The sequence below is a fragment of the Pseudoalteromonas sp. 31A1 genome, assembly GCF_011378815.1.
GTDB lineage: Bacteria > Pseudomonadota > Gammaproteobacteria > Enterobacterales > Alteromonadaceae > Pseudoalteromonas > Pseudoalteromonas arctica.
In genome coordinates, this window is record NZ_WTKY01000004.1 from 1 (window position 1) to 15,202 (window position 15,202).

Annotated in this window: 12 protein-coding genes and 1 pseudogene; 9 read left to right on the forward strand and 4 right to left on the reverse strand. The window is 38.2% G+C overall.

What is annotated here, in order from left to right; translation table 11 throughout:
- The 8 genes from GQR52_RS05445 to GQR52_RS05480 form a co-directional block, all read left to right on the forward strand.
- The coding region (locus tag GQR52_RS05445) for a hypothetical protein (protein WP_165727703.1) at nucleotides 1–321 on the forward strand (321 nt) is incomplete at its 5' end.
- 337 nt (nucleotides 322–658) lie between these two features.
- Entirely contained in the window at nucleotides 659–1,069 is a 411-nt protein-coding gene (locus tag GQR52_RS05450; RefSeq protein ID WP_165727704.1) for a hypothetical protein, read from the forward strand.
- A 555-nt stretch (nucleotides 1,070–1,624) separates the two neighbouring features.
- Nucleotides 1,625–4,720, forward strand: a complete 3,096-nt coding sequence (locus GQR52_RS05455; RefSeq protein ID WP_165727705.1) for a PilC/PilY family type IV pilus protein — start codon at nucleotides 1,625–1,627, stop codon at nucleotides 4,718–4,720.
- 429 nt (nucleotides 4,721–5,149) lie between these two features.
- Nucleotides 5,150–6,640 carry a hypothetical protein gene (locus GQR52_RS05460; RefSeq protein ID WP_165727706.1) on the forward strand — a complete coding sequence of 497 codons (1,491 nt, stop codon included), beginning with the start codon at nucleotides 5,150–5,152 and terminating at the stop codon, nucleotides 6,638–6,640.
- A gap of 237 nt (nucleotides 6,641–6,877) precedes the next feature.
- Complete coding sequence (locus tag GQR52_RS05465) at nucleotides 6,878–7,216, forward strand: hypothetical protein (protein WP_008137861.1); 339 nt, start codon at nucleotides 6,878–6,880, stop codon at nucleotides 7,214–7,216.
- Nucleotides 7,209–8,549, forward strand: a complete 1,341-nt coding sequence (locus GQR52_RS05470) for an SPFH domain-containing protein (protein ID WP_010553499.1) — start codon at nucleotides 7,209–7,211, stop codon at nucleotides 8,547–8,549. Before GQR52_RS05465 ends, GQR52_RS05470 begins: the two co-directional genes overlap by 8 nt.
- A gap of 155 nt (nucleotides 8,550–8,704) precedes the next feature.
- A complete protein-coding gene (locus tag GQR52_RS05475; protein ID WP_007583304.1) occupies nucleotides 8,705–8,974 on the forward strand; it encodes a YrhK family protein in 270 nt (89 codons plus the stop codon).
- Nucleotides 8,975–9,075: 101 nt separating this feature from the next.
- Entirely contained in the window at nucleotides 9,076–9,591 is a 516-nt protein-coding gene (locus tag GQR52_RS05480) for a M23 family metallopeptidase (RefSeq protein WP_165727707.1), read from the forward strand.
- Here the strand turns inward: GQR52_RS05480 and GQR52_RS05485 are convergent.
- The gene (locus GQR52_RS05485; RefSeq protein WP_165727708.1) at nucleotides 9,588–10,757 is read right to left on the reverse strand and encodes an MFS transporter; all 1,170 of its coding nucleotides are present in this window, start codon (nucleotides 10,755–10,757) and stop codon (nucleotides 9,588–9,590) included. The genes GQR52_RS05480 and GQR52_RS05485 overlap by 4 nt on opposite strands.
- Nucleotides 10,758–11,000: 243 nt before the next feature.
- On the opposite strand from GQR52_RS05485, the pseudogene GQR52_RS05490 reads away from it, so the two are divergent.
- Nucleotides 11,001–11,135, forward strand: a pseudogene (locus GQR52_RS05490) (LysR family transcriptional regulator); the annotation flags it as partial.
- Between the two features lie 8 nt (nucleotides 11,136–11,143).
- Here GQR52_RS05490 and GQR52_RS05495 read toward each other — a convergent pair.
- The 3 genes from GQR52_RS05495 to GQR52_RS05505 all read right to left on the reverse strand — a co-directional run bounded on the left by GQR52_RS05495 (nucleotide 11,144) and on the right by GQR52_RS05505 (nucleotide 15,108).
- Nucleotides 11,144–12,145: a LacI family DNA-binding transcriptional regulator gene (locus GQR52_RS05495; protein WP_165727709.1), complete on the reverse strand. Its 1,002-nt coding sequence runs from the start codon at nucleotides 12,143–12,145 to the stop codon at nucleotides 11,144–11,146.
- 75 nt (nucleotides 12,146–12,220) lie between these two features.
- On the reverse strand, nucleotides 12,221–13,747 hold the full coding sequence (locus GQR52_RS05500; protein WP_165727710.1) for an MFS transporter: 1,527 nt from the start codon (nucleotides 13,745–13,747) through the stop codon (nucleotides 12,221–12,223).
- Between the two features lie 32 nt (nucleotides 13,748–13,779).
- Entirely contained in the window at nucleotides 13,780–15,108 is a 1,329-nt protein-coding gene (locus tag GQR52_RS05505) for a GH1 family beta-glucosidase (protein WP_165727711.1), read from the reverse strand.
- Nucleotides 15,109–15,202 lie beyond the last annotated feature (94 nt).

Below are 15,202 nucleotides of genomic sequence, written 5' to 3' on the forward strand. Positions count from 1 at the left end.
TTAATGGTTATTGAAACTGCAACAGCGCCACAGCCACTTGAGCAATCATTTAATAGCTGCGCACTGAATGTTAAGTCAAAAAATTATGCACAAGCGGAAGAAATTTGTACTAAAGCAATCGCACTTTTAAAAGACGCAGATGGCCCTAAATTTAAAGTACGCCAACTTACGTCATTCGCATTAAGTAACCGTGGTGTTGCACGTTTAAAAGCGCATAACGATACTGCTGCACTTGCTGATTTATACGAAGCATCAAAATTGTCTAACAGCACAATGGTATCGCACAATTTAACTCGCGCTAAAGAAGAGTTATCTCTATAAGGTCTTTTTATAAAGTGCTTATTAAAAGCATGATATAGATAGCGAGAGTAAAAAAGCCGATGTTGGATTAAACCCCAACATCGGCTTTTTTGTGTTTATTAACTTTGTATTGTGTTATTAAAAAATAAAAAAACTATATTCTGCTATTTATTGTTTAGTGATTTTATGGTTTTTAACTAATTGTAATTATTTATTATTTTTTCAGGTGTTAGACTAAAGTCTATAGGTTAAATTTATTCACTTATTAGGTTTGTTTTTATCGTTTGTGGTAATTGAGCTAACACTCTAAAGTTTAGTTGTCGGCAACAAGTACGACTAACTTAATAGGAATATAATCATGAAATTTACACTTTTAAAAACCATCGCTCTTGGCTCATTATTAACTTGCTCAGCTGCTGCAATGGCTAATCAAGGTGATTATAAATTAATGGTTATTGAAGACTCAGTAACAGCAGCCCCTGCATTTGAAAAATCGTTTAATAGCTGTGCACTAAATGTTGAGTCAAAAAACTACGAAGAAGCAGAAGCTATTTGTACACAAGCAATTGCACTGCTTAAGCAAAGCCATGGTCCGCGTTTAAAAGTACGTGAACTTACATCGTTTGCATTAAGTAACCGTGGTGTAGCGCGTATAAAATCACAAAAAGACACTGCGGGTATTTCTGATTTATATGAAGCGGTTCAAATTTCTAAAAACTCACTTGTAACGCATAACTTAACTCGTGCTAAAAAAGAGTTATCTTTATAAGAATGCTTGCATAAAGCACTTATAATTTAGCGAGAGTATAAAAGCCCATATTAGGTAGCACCTAATATGGGCTTTTTTGTATGTTTGCATAACCGTAGTTACTTATAAATACACTCATTTTAATAAAACAGCTTTACTGAATAATAGTGCTCTTAAGAGTGATTTTTAGAGCCTTACGCTACTAATTTATATTGGTAAGTACTTGTTACCTAAAACATAGATCTATAAATATAGAAACATAGGTAAAAACATTATTTTTTGACGTGACTAAACTGTGCAGTAAAACGGGATTGTTTTGTTTAAGTTGTTGTTTTTAATTAATAATAAAGTCTAATGTCTTTGACTTTAATCTATTTTTATTTAAAATCGAAGTAATATATATTTTATAGCATTGACGACACGTGGATGCTAATCACTGTTTTGTGATAAATAGCTAGATATTATCTTGGTTTTAATTTTTAGTCCCACCTCCATATTACTAAAAATTAAACAAGGAATAGAGTAGTTATTAACTTGCGCAATAAAAATAAAAAGCGCAAATAAAGGGATTTAAAAATGCAATTCAAACTAAAAAAAATAGCTGTCTTGTTATTCGGGGTGGGTATTAGCCTTTCTGTATTTGCCGAAGATATAGAGCTATACGTAAACCATAATGTTGAAACCGACGAAAACCCTCGCGTGCTTATTGTGTTTGATACATCAGGAAGTATGAAGACTAAGCTGCCTAATGGGGGCCCTAAAAAAATCGATGCTGGTATAAGCGCGATGACCCAATTAGTAAGTGATAACAGCTCGATTGATTTTGGTTTAATGCGTTTTTATAGTTCATATGGTGGATATGTTTTATCTGATGTTGGGACTGATCACGATACTATCACGGATAAAATCGAAGAATTAAGTGCGGGTGGAAGCACGCCTTTAGCTGAGACTCTGTGGGAGGCTTATCGATACCTAAGAGGTTGGTATGTTGATTATGGTCGAAATAAAGGTGATAGGGATTATTCTGCCGAAACAGGGAATCGATATGACGGCTATGATTCTAAATACATCTCGCCCTTTAAAGCTGTTCAAGGTTCTGATGAGCGCTGTGACAACTCTATTAATGTGATTTTAATGACCGACGGTGATCCCTACAACGATAATCAGTCAGACTCAGATATAAAAGCATTATACAAATCTACTTTTGGCTCAAACCCAGCTAAAACAAGTGGCAGTTATTTAGCCGCTTTAGCTCAGATAATACATGGTACAAGAGATGTAGAGGTGGATTTGTACGACACCACGCCAGAGGTTGCTGATACCGGACGCGTTTTTACTATCGGTTTTGGTAGTGGCATGAGTACAAATGGTAAAAAGTTATTAGAAAAAACCGCTTTATTGGGAGGAGGCGAGTACTTACATGCAGATACATCGACTGAACTTTCTGAAGCACTTAATAATACAATATCGAAAATACGCGAAGTTAACGATAGTTTTTCATCTCCTACGGTAGCAAGTAACAATGTTGACCAAACACGTAGCCGAGAGTCAATTTACTTTGCGATGTTTTACCCTGAAACAGGCGCACGTTGGAGCGGAAATTTAAAAAAGCTTAAAGTGTCTGGTGCAAATATAGTCGATTCAACTGATAAAATAGCTCTTGATGAAAATGGGTTAATTGATGAGAAAGCTCGAACTTTTTGGCTGCCAACTAATAAGCCTGCAGATGGGAATTTAGTAGCTCAGGGTGGCGTAAATTTACTTTTATCAACTTTAGACCCTGATAGCCGTAAAATCTACATAGATAAAACGGGCAGTATTATTGATTTTACTTTTGATAAAGTACAAACCATTTTAAATTTAGCGACAAGTACAGTTACCGATCTTGCCCCTGATTTGATTCCTAATATCGGGTTAACTTTACAGGAGAGTGATATTAACTGGGCACGAGGGGTTGATGTTGATAATGAAGATGGTGATGACTCATCAGTAGATCAGCGAATCAATATTTTTGGCGATCCTTTGCATTCAAAACCGGTATCTATAGATTACGGCGATGGAAGTATTCATATACTTGTTGGTACCAATGCCGGCTTTTTACATATGTTCGAAGACAAAGGCGATACTGTTGAAGAAAGGTGGGCTTTTACACCTGCTGCCTTATTAAAAAACATTCCGGCTTTGCGGAGTAATCTCGCAAATACAAAAGTGTATGGCATGGATGGCCCTATAAGTGTGTTCTTTAATAATAAAAGTTTAAACACTGATGGTTTAAATGATGGCGTTGTTAAAGCAAGTGAGGGCGATGAAGTTTGGGCATTTACAGGCATGCGCCGAGGCGGTAAAAATTACTACGGCCTGGATATAAGTGACCCAAAAAAACCTAAAAAATTATGGAATAAGCCAATTGTTGGTGGCTCTGAAGAGTTTAAATATTTAGCACAAACATGGTCTAAACCTCAAATTGCTTACATTAAAGCGTTTGGTGAGGATCCATTGCTGATATTTGGCGCAGGCTACGATACAAACAAAGATAATGCGATTAGAACAACAGATGAAACCGGGCTAGGTATTTACATTGTTAATGCTAAAACTGGCGAAAAGGTATGGGCGCTCACTCCAGATGAACATGGTTTTACCGGAGAGCACAGTATTGCAGCGGATGTAACTACGCTTGACTCAGATTACGATGGGTATATTGACCGAATTTATGCAACCGATACTGGCGGTAATATTTGGCGTGTAGATATTCCCACCGATGATGAAGATGAGATTACTCACTTTAAACTTGCTGAACTTGGCAGTACATTAGCGTCACAAGACAGACGTTTTTTTTATAAACCGTTAGTTGCTAGAACGCTGTTTAGTAAAGTTACTAAGACCAATTATGGTGGTGAAATGATTACGACCCGTTTAGATACCCCGTATGACGCAATAGTTATAGGTAGCGGAAATCGTTCAAACCCACTTGCTACTAATGAGCAAGATCAGCTGTATATGATCCGCGATGAAAACACCCTAACAAAAATATTTACTGAATTTCCAGCCCCAATAGTGCCAGATGATTTAATGAAAATGAATGAAGACCCATTTGGTAATGCACTTGATGACGTAGATAAATTTGTTAATCTTGAAGTTAAGTTAGCCGAATTTAAAGGGTGGCGATACGAATTAGGGACGGGCGAAAAGTCCCTTGCTGCAGCAACGGTCGTTGGTGGGGTTGCTTACTTTACTTCCTTTACGCCTGCATCTTCATCATCAACACAAAACCAATGTTCGTTAACGGGTGGCGGTGGTTCGCTTTATGCCTTTCATTTGCATTATGGAACGAAGGTTTATGACGATGTGAAATTTGCAACAAGTAATGATGTACCAGATACACCGAAACTATTTTTTGGGGAAGGCCCGTCGTGTGCAGATAATGATGCGGATGGTAAATGCGATTGGGATGATGCAACGGATGTAACGCAAGTTAGTCAGTTTTATTTAATAGGCCCTGGGGTTAAAGGTTCTGATAAGCCGATAAAAGCTATTGAAATACTTGGGCCAAATTTAAATGTTGAAGGTGGAAAAGTTAAGCTAGTAAATGGCGCTGAACCAACTGGTTTTGGCTTTAAAACCCAACAAACATATATTTATAAACGCGAAGAAAACGATAGTCAGGCACATTAAAAACACAATGCAATAAACATAAGCCACCTTAATTAGGTGGCTTTTTAATTTTAAGAGCGAATCAAAAATGCTGATGGTTTGCTTATATAATTGTTTTATAGTTATCGAAGCGCTCTAAACCAACCTATGTATAATACACATTCATTTACAAAATACTGCCTATCACTCAAGCCCTTTATTTTAGGTACCTGTAGTCCATATTAGTCAACAATAGCTGGTCTTAGTTATATTTAATTAACAAATGTAAGAGCAAAATTTAACATGACGTGTAACTATATAGGTACAGGGCATGTTAACTTGTTGCCATCCCCCCATAAATATTCAATAAATTTCTGTTGTTTAAATTTACTTGTTATTTATTAAAGTAACCAATTCAATTTATAACAATATGATTAATAATAATTAAAGTACAAAAAAGGAAGTCTTTGTATGTTTTTAAAAAAAAGTCAGTTAGCTATTTCATTAGCGCTTACGCTAGGCCTTGTTGGGTGTGGTGGTGGCGGTGATAAAGCGGCCGTTGTAGAGCCAATAGTAGCCAAGCCTGACCCTATAAAAGTAGACCCCGTAGAAGTTAACACTATCTCTCTTACTGGAAAGGTTATTGATGGCTATGTATCTGGTGCAATAGTATGGCTAGATATTGATGGCGATGGTACTTTTGATGAGCAAACAGAACCTTCTGTAGTCTCTGAAGAATCGGGTAATTATAGTTTTAATTTTACAGAAGAGCAGGCGCTGTGTGTGCCGTATTCAACTATGTATGTTGATGTACCTGTTGGCGCAATTGACGAGGACTTAGGAGAGGTAACACAAGCGTATCAAATGTCATTTCCGCCCTCAATTGAGGCTTTGACTGATGAAGATATTCGAAATATATCACCTTTAACAACTGTTATCTGGGAGCAGTTAAGCCTTCAATTACAAAAAAGTGGTAACAATAATTTAAGCTGTGATGCACTTAAAGAAAATACTGAGCTACTTGCAAACCTTCAAAGCGAAATAACAAATGTTATGCAAAACTTGGTTGCGCATTATAATTTGTCGACAGAGCAAATTTACTCAGATTTTATTGCCACTAGTGACAGTGATGCTTACGACAGAGCACAAGCAATTGTTAAGGGACTAAAAGCTGCCTATAAATTCAAGCAAGAGCTAGATGCTCAGTATCCTGATGCAGAAGAAGTAAGAGCAGTGATTTACCAAGACACAGCAAAAGATGCAGAGTATGGATTTGAAAATGCATGGTACCGCGACAAAGTTATTTTTGCAGGCGCTGAGCTTATTTATGAGCAAGTAAAGCTTCAAAATACAGGCGAACTCGACAAAATTGACGTTATTTTGTCTCGATTGGATTCAACAGATACGCCTTGGGGCGAAGAGTCGTTAAATGGAAAATTAACAGTTAGAGACGATGTTTACATTAACGCCGATCGTACTTACCGATGCTCTAGCATTGAGAGCGTTAGTTTTGAGCAAAGCAATGTGCTTTATGGCGTTGATAATACAAGCCCATCGGTTAACTTTCCAACAGCTGATGAATGCGTTAGTGATAATTTAGATACACCGTTCGAGCGAGGTTTTAGCATTAGCTATACTGAGTCGGGATCGTATTACCAAACTGACTTTGCCTTTAGAGAGGAAAATGCCGACTTTCAAACATTATCTGATTGGGTAAATGTTAAAGACAAAGCTGCTGATCTAGAAACTCAAGATTTAGTTACTGTACTCGCTGCTATGCCTTATAAGTTTGATGACGAAACATCTATTGATGCTAGCTTTTGGCGTAAATATAAAACCACAGACAACGTACGTATTATTAAAACGATTGAAGGGAAATGGTTTAGAGATACCCGCCGAGAAGATGGAACAATGCTGCATGAGTGCGGTGAAAATGGTGTTGATTGGGCTCCATGCGAATAATGTAAAAAGCACTTTAATAAATATTTAGCTTAGTGCCAGTCAGTTAATAACTGACTGGCATTTTTTTGTTTAAAAAAGCTTACTTTTACGTACGGTTATAACTATATACTTGATGAACTCTATTTTTAATCTGTTTTTTACTCGGGTTTACTGTAAAATTACTGGGTTAACATTTGTTAAGCAATGCTTACAATTGTTATTGCTCATTAAGTATTTAAACTAATTTAAGTAGAGCTTATGATTTTTTATATTATAGGGTTAAGTTTACTTGTTATTATTTTATGCGTTGCACTTTATGTAATTTACAGCAACGTACATAAAAGTCGGGTAAGAAAATCCAAAGAATACAACGTACTATTTGATAAAGACACAATAGTGGATGATTTAATCACTCAACTAACAGAAAAAAATCAAACACAAGAAAACCAAGATAAAACAGCTAAAGGTAAAGAAGAAATCCTTGCAACATTTGTTGAGTTACATCGCTCTGGTAGCTTTTGTGCACATTTGAGTGAACAGGAAATTATTTACTTTGTTAAAAAGAAATTAAACATGGAGAGTAATAAAAATGGATAGCGAAAAAGCAGTCCCAGCAGTAAAAAGTGACTCATTTATGAGTCGATTTGGTCGTCGTAATGTAATTGTTGTTTCATCAATTGTTGTTGTATTAGCCGTAATTGCAACCCTTACATCGCAAGTTGTTTCGTGGAATGAAGCAGATGAGCGTTTAGTACATCAATCGGCTTTTACAGGTAACTTGACAGTAATAAATCAAGCCGGCCCTTATTTAAAAGCGTTTGGTACTACATCGGCTTATAAAAAAGTAATTTCGATTAACTTTACGGGCGATGCCGGTGCAACAGCAAGCGCAATTGTACCGCTAATACCAATTCGATTTTTAGATACGACAACAGGTGGCGCACGAGGTGTTTCTCGTTTTAGATTGCCAGGCAATGTACCAGCAGCTGAATCGGGTGCTTTACGTGGTTTACTTAAAATACACGAAGAGTTTGGTTCACAAGAAACATTAATATCTAATTTATTAATGCGTGCAACCACTGAAAATGTAAAAGCGTCGGCGCGTATGATGTCGGTAGAGCAACATTACTCTGGTGGCAATGGTCAATTAAGCCAAGATTTTGCTGATCAATTAACAAACGGTATTTTTGTTACTGAACAAATTATTAGTACGGGTGAGCGCGATAAATCTGACGATTTAGGTAATTTAAGTAAACAGCAGCGTGTCACTATTAATATTAAAATGGACGATGAAGGTAATACACTGCGTAATGCACCTATTTTAGGCGCTTACGGTATTACAGTAGTTGATGCCAGCATTATTGATATTGACTATGAAAGCAAAGTAAATGCTCGCCTTGAAGCGCAAAAGCAAGCTGCTGCTGATGAAGCACTAGCGCGTCAAAACCTTAAAAAAGCTGAGCAACAAGCACGTACTGAAGTGGCTTTAGGTGAACAAGCAATTGCTAAGCAACGTGCTGAATCTGAAAAGCTAAAAATAAAAGAGCAAATTGATGCTGAGCGAATTAAGGCAAATGCTATTATTTCTGCGCAGCAACGAGTGGCTGTAAAAGCGGAGCTTGCAAAAGAACAAGAAGAGATTTTAAAGCAACAACGCTTAGAAGCATTAGGTATGGACGTTTTAGCTGAGGCTCGTTTAAGAGCTAAGTCTGCTGCACTTGATCCTAAGTATGTATTTGATGAAACGCTAAAAGCAGAAGTTAAAATTCAAACTGCTTTATTTACAAGCTTAGGTAATAGCCGTTTAGTGCCTGAAATTGTAATAGGCGCAGGCCAAGGCGAGCAAAGTAATGGCTCTGAATTTATGCGTTTATTAGCCGCTGACGCTGCATTGAGTCTTAAAAAGCGTTTAGAAAAAGATAAAAAATAAACGTTAGTTAAGTATTGTACAAATAATAAAAACGTTGGCTGACTTACATCGGCCAGCGTTTTTTATTGCGTAAATTTTGTTATTGTACTGTTTAGGTAAGCCTTGAGGCTTATTAAACATGTATTTAGGTAATAAAAGGTAAATAGTGAGCAGTTATGGATTCGAACAGTAATCAGTTTATTTTAGATTTAGGACAAGAGCATATTACCATTCAGCGACGATATGAAGCACTGGGAGCGTTTAACGATTTTTTGATTGCAGTGTGGTTTTTAATTGGCAGTTTTTTCTTTTTAAATGATGCATTAGTGCAAAGTGGCACATGGTTGTTTATAGCGGGCAGTGCTCAATTGCTTATAAAACCTGTTTTGAAGTTGATCAGCTTAGTACATGTTAGTCGGGTATTTCATTCAAATAAAACACCATAAATAAAACCATAAATAAAACCATAAATACGACTCATGATGAGTTCAGTTATTATGGCTAATAATTTACCAGTATAAGTTATTTAAATATCAAGGATAGAAAAGTGAAAGTACTAAAGTGGATTGCAATTGGAGTAGCCGTTTTATTAGTTATAGGCTTACTAATTCCCGAAAAAATAAGGATCCCGGTACAAGGTGCCACAAATAAAGATTGGAACCATAATACGTTTTGGTACGAGCCTTGGGGTAGGTCGGGTGTGCACAAAGGAATTGATATTTTTGGCATAAAGAACACTCCTGTAGTTGCCTCAACAAACGGTGTGGTTATATTTGCAGGTGAGCTAACTCGAGGCGGTAAGGTGGTTGCAGTACTTGGACCTAAATGGCGCGTGCATTATTTTGCACATTTAAATGACTACTCAGTAAGCACAGGTGATGTAGTAAGCATAAACAGTCAAATTGGCTTGCTGGGCGATACCGGAAACGCCGCAGGGAAGCAGCCTCATGTGCATTATTCTATTTTATCGTTAGTGCCCATGCCATGGCTTTATACAACGCAAAGCCAAGGCTGGAAAAAGATGTTTTTTTTAAGTCCACACGATAAATTAAAAACTAATTAGCCTGCAACAGGCGTTTTACCTGCGCGAATATTTTTAATGCTTTTAATAAACATATAAATACAGGTAGTGATCAAACAGCCTGCTAAATAAAACACAATACCGTTGGGTGCATCAGATAAATTTGCAGCAAGCATAGGGCCAAATACCGAACCAATACTGTAACTTAAAAGCATAACCTCAGTTGCCGAGACTATTTTTGCCATTGGCAATGAGTCGCACGCAAGTGTTATGGCAATTGGGTAAAGTGCAAAGCTGCACGCGCCTAGTATTAAGTAGCTCACTATTAATCCTGCTAAAGTGTTTGCTTGTAATATACCCACAGCACCGGCTGCGCCTACTAAACAAAACATACCCATCAATAAGCTTTTTTCAAGCCGAGTAGATAAGTAACTCACAAGCGGCTGCACGACCATGCCGCCTAAAATAATAACCGCCATAAGTGTGCCTGTGTACTGAGCTTGATCAGCTTGCGCTGCAATATAAACCGGCATTAAGCCGTAAATAGGGCCCAGTAATAAGCCTGAAGCTAAGCATCCGAGCATTGCAGGGTGGCTTAGTGTTTTTATTTCTTTTAGTGGTAGTTTTTCAAGGTGCTGTTTTTCGGGCTGACCTTTGGTTATTAATAAAGGGGCTAAAATAGCTAAAAATAATAGCGAGGCTACAAATAAATAAGGCGTTGAACCTTCGGTGCCAAGCGGCCCTATAGCAAGCTGACCAACGGCGCTGCCCCCATAAAGTGAGGTCATGTATAAGCCCAAACGTTTAGCACGCGACTTTGCTGTATTGGTCATTAATAACCAAGACTCAACAACTACAAACACACCGGCAACAGCAACACCTGCTACAAATCGTGCAATTAACCAGTTAACGGTATTTGGCAGTGCAAGTTGTGCAAGCACACTTACTATTAATAAACTTAAAAATAATATAAAAGCGAATCGATGACCTATTTTTACCACCACGCGTTCAATGGTTGTAGCGCCAACAAGTAAGCCAAAGTAAAAAATGCTCGCAAGCCAAGGCGCTAGGTTTTCATCAAGTTTAAATGCGGGTAACGACAGCGGAATAAGGCTCATTAAAAAGCCGGATGCGATAGCAAAAAATGACAGCCCGATAACGGGTGCTAAAGGGTTATTAGAGGTGCTTGTGGCGGCTGATTCGGCCATTTGTGTTTATCGACTCATCAAGGTAAATAACCACTGTTTTAAAGTTTGAGAGGTTACTTTAATAATAAAATTTGCGCGAATTTAGAGCCAAATTAAAAATAAGTAAAGTGATATTTTATTAAACAGTATAAATAAATTTTAAAACGATCTTTTTGGTAAATTATCGGATCTATTATGCTTTTTATTGTAGTGTTTTTATGTAGATATTGTTTTATATTTGTGAGCATTTATGTCTGAATAGAGTTTTTTGTAATGCGAACAGACAGGCACATATCGCATGCTGCACGTAACTTTTTAAAGTTTGCGCAGCAGCACGTAGAGCAATATTTAGATACGCAGTGGGTGCGTAATGAATTACATAACTTAGATTTAAACTAGATTTAAAGTTAATTAATATCCGGTGTTGAGTCTCTTAAAATAAGCTTTGGCTGAAACACGTGCTTTACTGTTATGCCGCTTTTTTTATAAATATCTTTAAGTACTAAGTTAGCCGCAGCTCGGCCCATTTCAGGAACTGGGTTATCTATTGTAGTCAGTGTTGGGTAGAGGTAATTGGTAAAAATTACGTTATCGAACCCAATAATGGCTAAATCTTTTGGTAGGTTAAAACCGTGTTCGCGGGCGTATTTCATAGCACCCGATGCCATTTCGTCATTGGCACATACAAGAGCGGTTATTTGCGCTTTATTTTGAATAAAATGCCTTAAGCCGTCGCTGCCACCGGTTTCTTTAAAGTCGCCCACATAATACAAGCTTTCGTCAAAGGTTAGGTTGTATTCTGCTAGGGCTTTTTTGTGGCCTTTTAAACGATTTGATGCATCTTCTTTAAACTGCGGGCCTGCTATGTACGCAATGTTTTTATGACCTTTGTTGATCATGGCTTTAGTGGCTAAGTAGCCGCCCATTACGTTGTCGAGGCTAATGCAGTTTTCTTCAATTTCTTTAACGTAGCGGCTCATTAGGTAAATAGGGGTTTTACCTTTACTCAGCTCAATTAGGTAATCATTTGATACTGCCTCTACGTGGGCAATAATAGCGTCGCAATTACGGCCTATTAAAAATTCAAAGCCGCTTTTTTCTTTTTTCTCATCACTGTGCCCAGGGGTAATAATAACGTGTTTACCCGCAATACGAAGGTGCTCTTCAATGGCTGACATCATTTGACCAAAAAACGGACCATCCAACTCAGAAACTAAAATACCGACGCTGTTTGTAGTACTCGAGGCTAATGAGCGTGCAATAGAACTTGGCTGATAGCCTAGCTCTTTCATTGCTTCTAATACCTTTTTTTTAGTTTTTTTGCTTACGTAGTCGTTGTCGTTAAGTACCCTTGAAACAGTTGATAAAGACACACCTGCCATTTCTGATACTTGATAAATTGTCGCCATTGATGTCCTAGCTTATATGTGTTTTTACTCGCGCTTTATAAAAATATAAAGCGCGAAGAATCATTAAAAGTTAATTTACACATTACTGCGTCTAATTGCTAAGTCTTCTGTTATTTTTTGTGTCATCGCTGAGGTAAGCGGATAAATAAGCATCAATGCGGCGCCTAAAAAAGCAAATGCGGCAGGTATCCAGCTCATAAGTAACTGTATACCAGGTAGGGCTTGCGTAATTGTTAGCTCATCCATGCCGTTATAGCCGTAGCCTGCAAGTACCACTAATACTAATGCACCTGCAAAACCACCACCGGTTTTTTGCACAAATGTACCCGCAGAATAAATAAGGCCTGTAGCGCGGCGTTTGTTTTTCCACTCTGAATAATCGGCTGAATCACCAAGCATACTAAAAAATAATGTTGGCATCATCGCGGCAAAAAATTCAGCAGCGCAACCAAAGGTAAATACAGCAACCAGATTATCGCTAGGCACCCAGTAAAATGCAGTAGTGAGTATGCCGCTTAGCATTAATGATGCAATAAATAGGTTTCGTTTACCCATAATTTCGGCCAGTTTACCTGTGGCAAGTGCGCCTAATATAGATACAACCAACAAGGCGATAAAATATTGCCCAGCCATGAGTTCATTGGCTACGTGGTACTTAAAGTAGTACGCAATTACACCGTATTTTATGCCATTAAACATCATGGTTAAAAAACCAATGCCAAGTAACACCAACCAAGGTTTGTTGGTCAGAAGGTCAACCATGTCACGCTGTGATCCCGTTAAGCTTTGCTTATCTTTATTGAGTAATTTTTTAATAACGAATGTCATTGCAGCCATAACAAGGGCAAAAAATACGCCGCTGTATAAATCGCGGTAATAAAAAAACAGGGTGGTAGCAAGCAAAGGTAGGATTATAAATGGCAGGCTTTTGGTTAAATCAAACAACTCTGATTTTAAATTGCCTTCATTTGAGGCGTGCGGTGTTACACGCTCTTTGGTAGTCGCAAACGTTATAATCATTAAAATAATAAGTAAGCTGGCAAATAAGTACATAGTAAGCTGATAGCCTTTGGCATCGTCGCCGCCACCAAAAAAAGCTACTAGCTCAGGTAAAAAACCCATAACCAATAAGCCACCAGTAAATGCACCTGCAAACCTAAAACCAGAGAGCTTTGTGCGCTCTGTATCGTCTGGTGTCATTACGCCCATAAGTGCCGAGTAGGGCACGTTACTTACGGTGTAGGCAAGCGTTAAACCTATGTAGGTTACGTAGGCATAAATAAGTTTATTGGTGGTGCTAAAGTCGGGTGTAGTAAAACACAACACCATAAACAAGCCCAAAAATGGTGCCGAGTAGAGTATCCACGGGCGAAATTTACCAAAGCGCGACTGCGTTCTGTCGGCAATCATACCCATAATAATGTCGGTTACGCCATCAGATAGCCTTACCACCAAAAACAACATGGCAGCGGCGGCTGCCGATATGCCAAATGTATCGGTGTAAAACACCGCTAAATAAGCAAGCGCACCGCGCCATACTAAATTAGCGCCGGCATCGCCCATGGCGTAACCGACTTTTTCGTATAAAGGGAGTTTGTTCACAGTGTGTGTTCTTATTGTTATAAGCCGATAAATTATCGGCTAGTTATTAGGTTACTGTACGCTTTACCGCTGGCTTTAACAGTTCGTTTTTGTGTGTTGTAGTCTACGTGTACTATTCCAAAACGTTTTAAGTATCCTTCAGCCCATTCAAAGTTATCCATTAGGCTCCACGCAAAGTAACCATCTACTTTTACGCCTTGCTCAGCTGCGTTATGTAGGGCATTTAAATGCTCGTGGTAATATTCAATACGGTCGTTATCTCTCACTTCGCCGTCTTTAAATTCGTCAGCCATGGCTGCACCGTTTTCGGTAATATAAATAGGCGGTAGGGTGTATTTTTCGTTTAACGATACAAGTAATTCTGTAAGCGCTTTAGGATAAATTTCCCAGCCAATATCGGTCATTGGCGCTTTATGTGGCAGCTCATGATAAAAGTCGGTTTCGCTTGCTTGATAATGCATGCGGGTATAAAAGTTAACCCCTAAATAATCCAGCGGTTGAGCAATTATTTCCATGTCACCTTCTAAAATGTCAGGGCGGTGGGCTTTAGGTAGCTGCTTAATAATATCAGGGTACTGACCTTGCATTACAGGCTGCATATACCATTGGTTTATGTAGTCATCAGCAAATGCAGTGGCTTTTAAATCTTCTTCACTTTGGGTGACGGAGTAACAAGGCGTAAAGTTAAGTACAATACCGTTTAGCGTATTTGGGCTGTTTTTAGCAAGTACTTGCATAGCCAAACCATGACCTAGTAATAAGTGGTGCGCGGCTTTACGGCCAAATTCGCGACCTACTATACCCGGAGCATGTACGCCAATTTCGTAGCCTAAAAATGAGCTGCAAAATGGTTCGTTTAAAGTGGCGTACGAGTGCACGCGTTCACCAAAAGCTTTGGTAATTAAGTCTGTGTAATGGGCAAATTCGTAAGCGGTGTTACGGTTTAGCCAACCGCCTTCGTCTTCAATGTGTTGTGGTAAATCCCAGTGGTACAGCGTTACAAAAGCTTTAATGTTACGACGTTTTAGCTCATCTAAAATGTCGGTATAAAACTTAACGCCGGTAGGGTTTAAGTGACCACTTTTAGTTATTACGCGCGGCCAAGAAATAGAAAATCTGTAAGCGTCTACGCCTAACGACTCTATTAGGTCTATATCGTCTTTCCAGCGAGTGTAGTGCTCGCAAGCTATATCGCCATTTGAATTATCGACTATTTTGCCTTCTTTACTGCAAAAGGTATCCCAAATACATGGCAAGCGATCGGTTGCGCCGCCTTCAATTTGAAATGAGGCCGTAGCTACACCATAAGTAAAATTTTTGGCTAAAAGTGGTGAGCCACTAGGTAAAGATAATTGTTTCATTAAGAGAAAACCTCTGCTTCTTTGTAGTAAATTTTGCTTTTATTTATAGTTTATAAATTGCATTGATGGAAGCGCTTCCATATTTAATTTGATT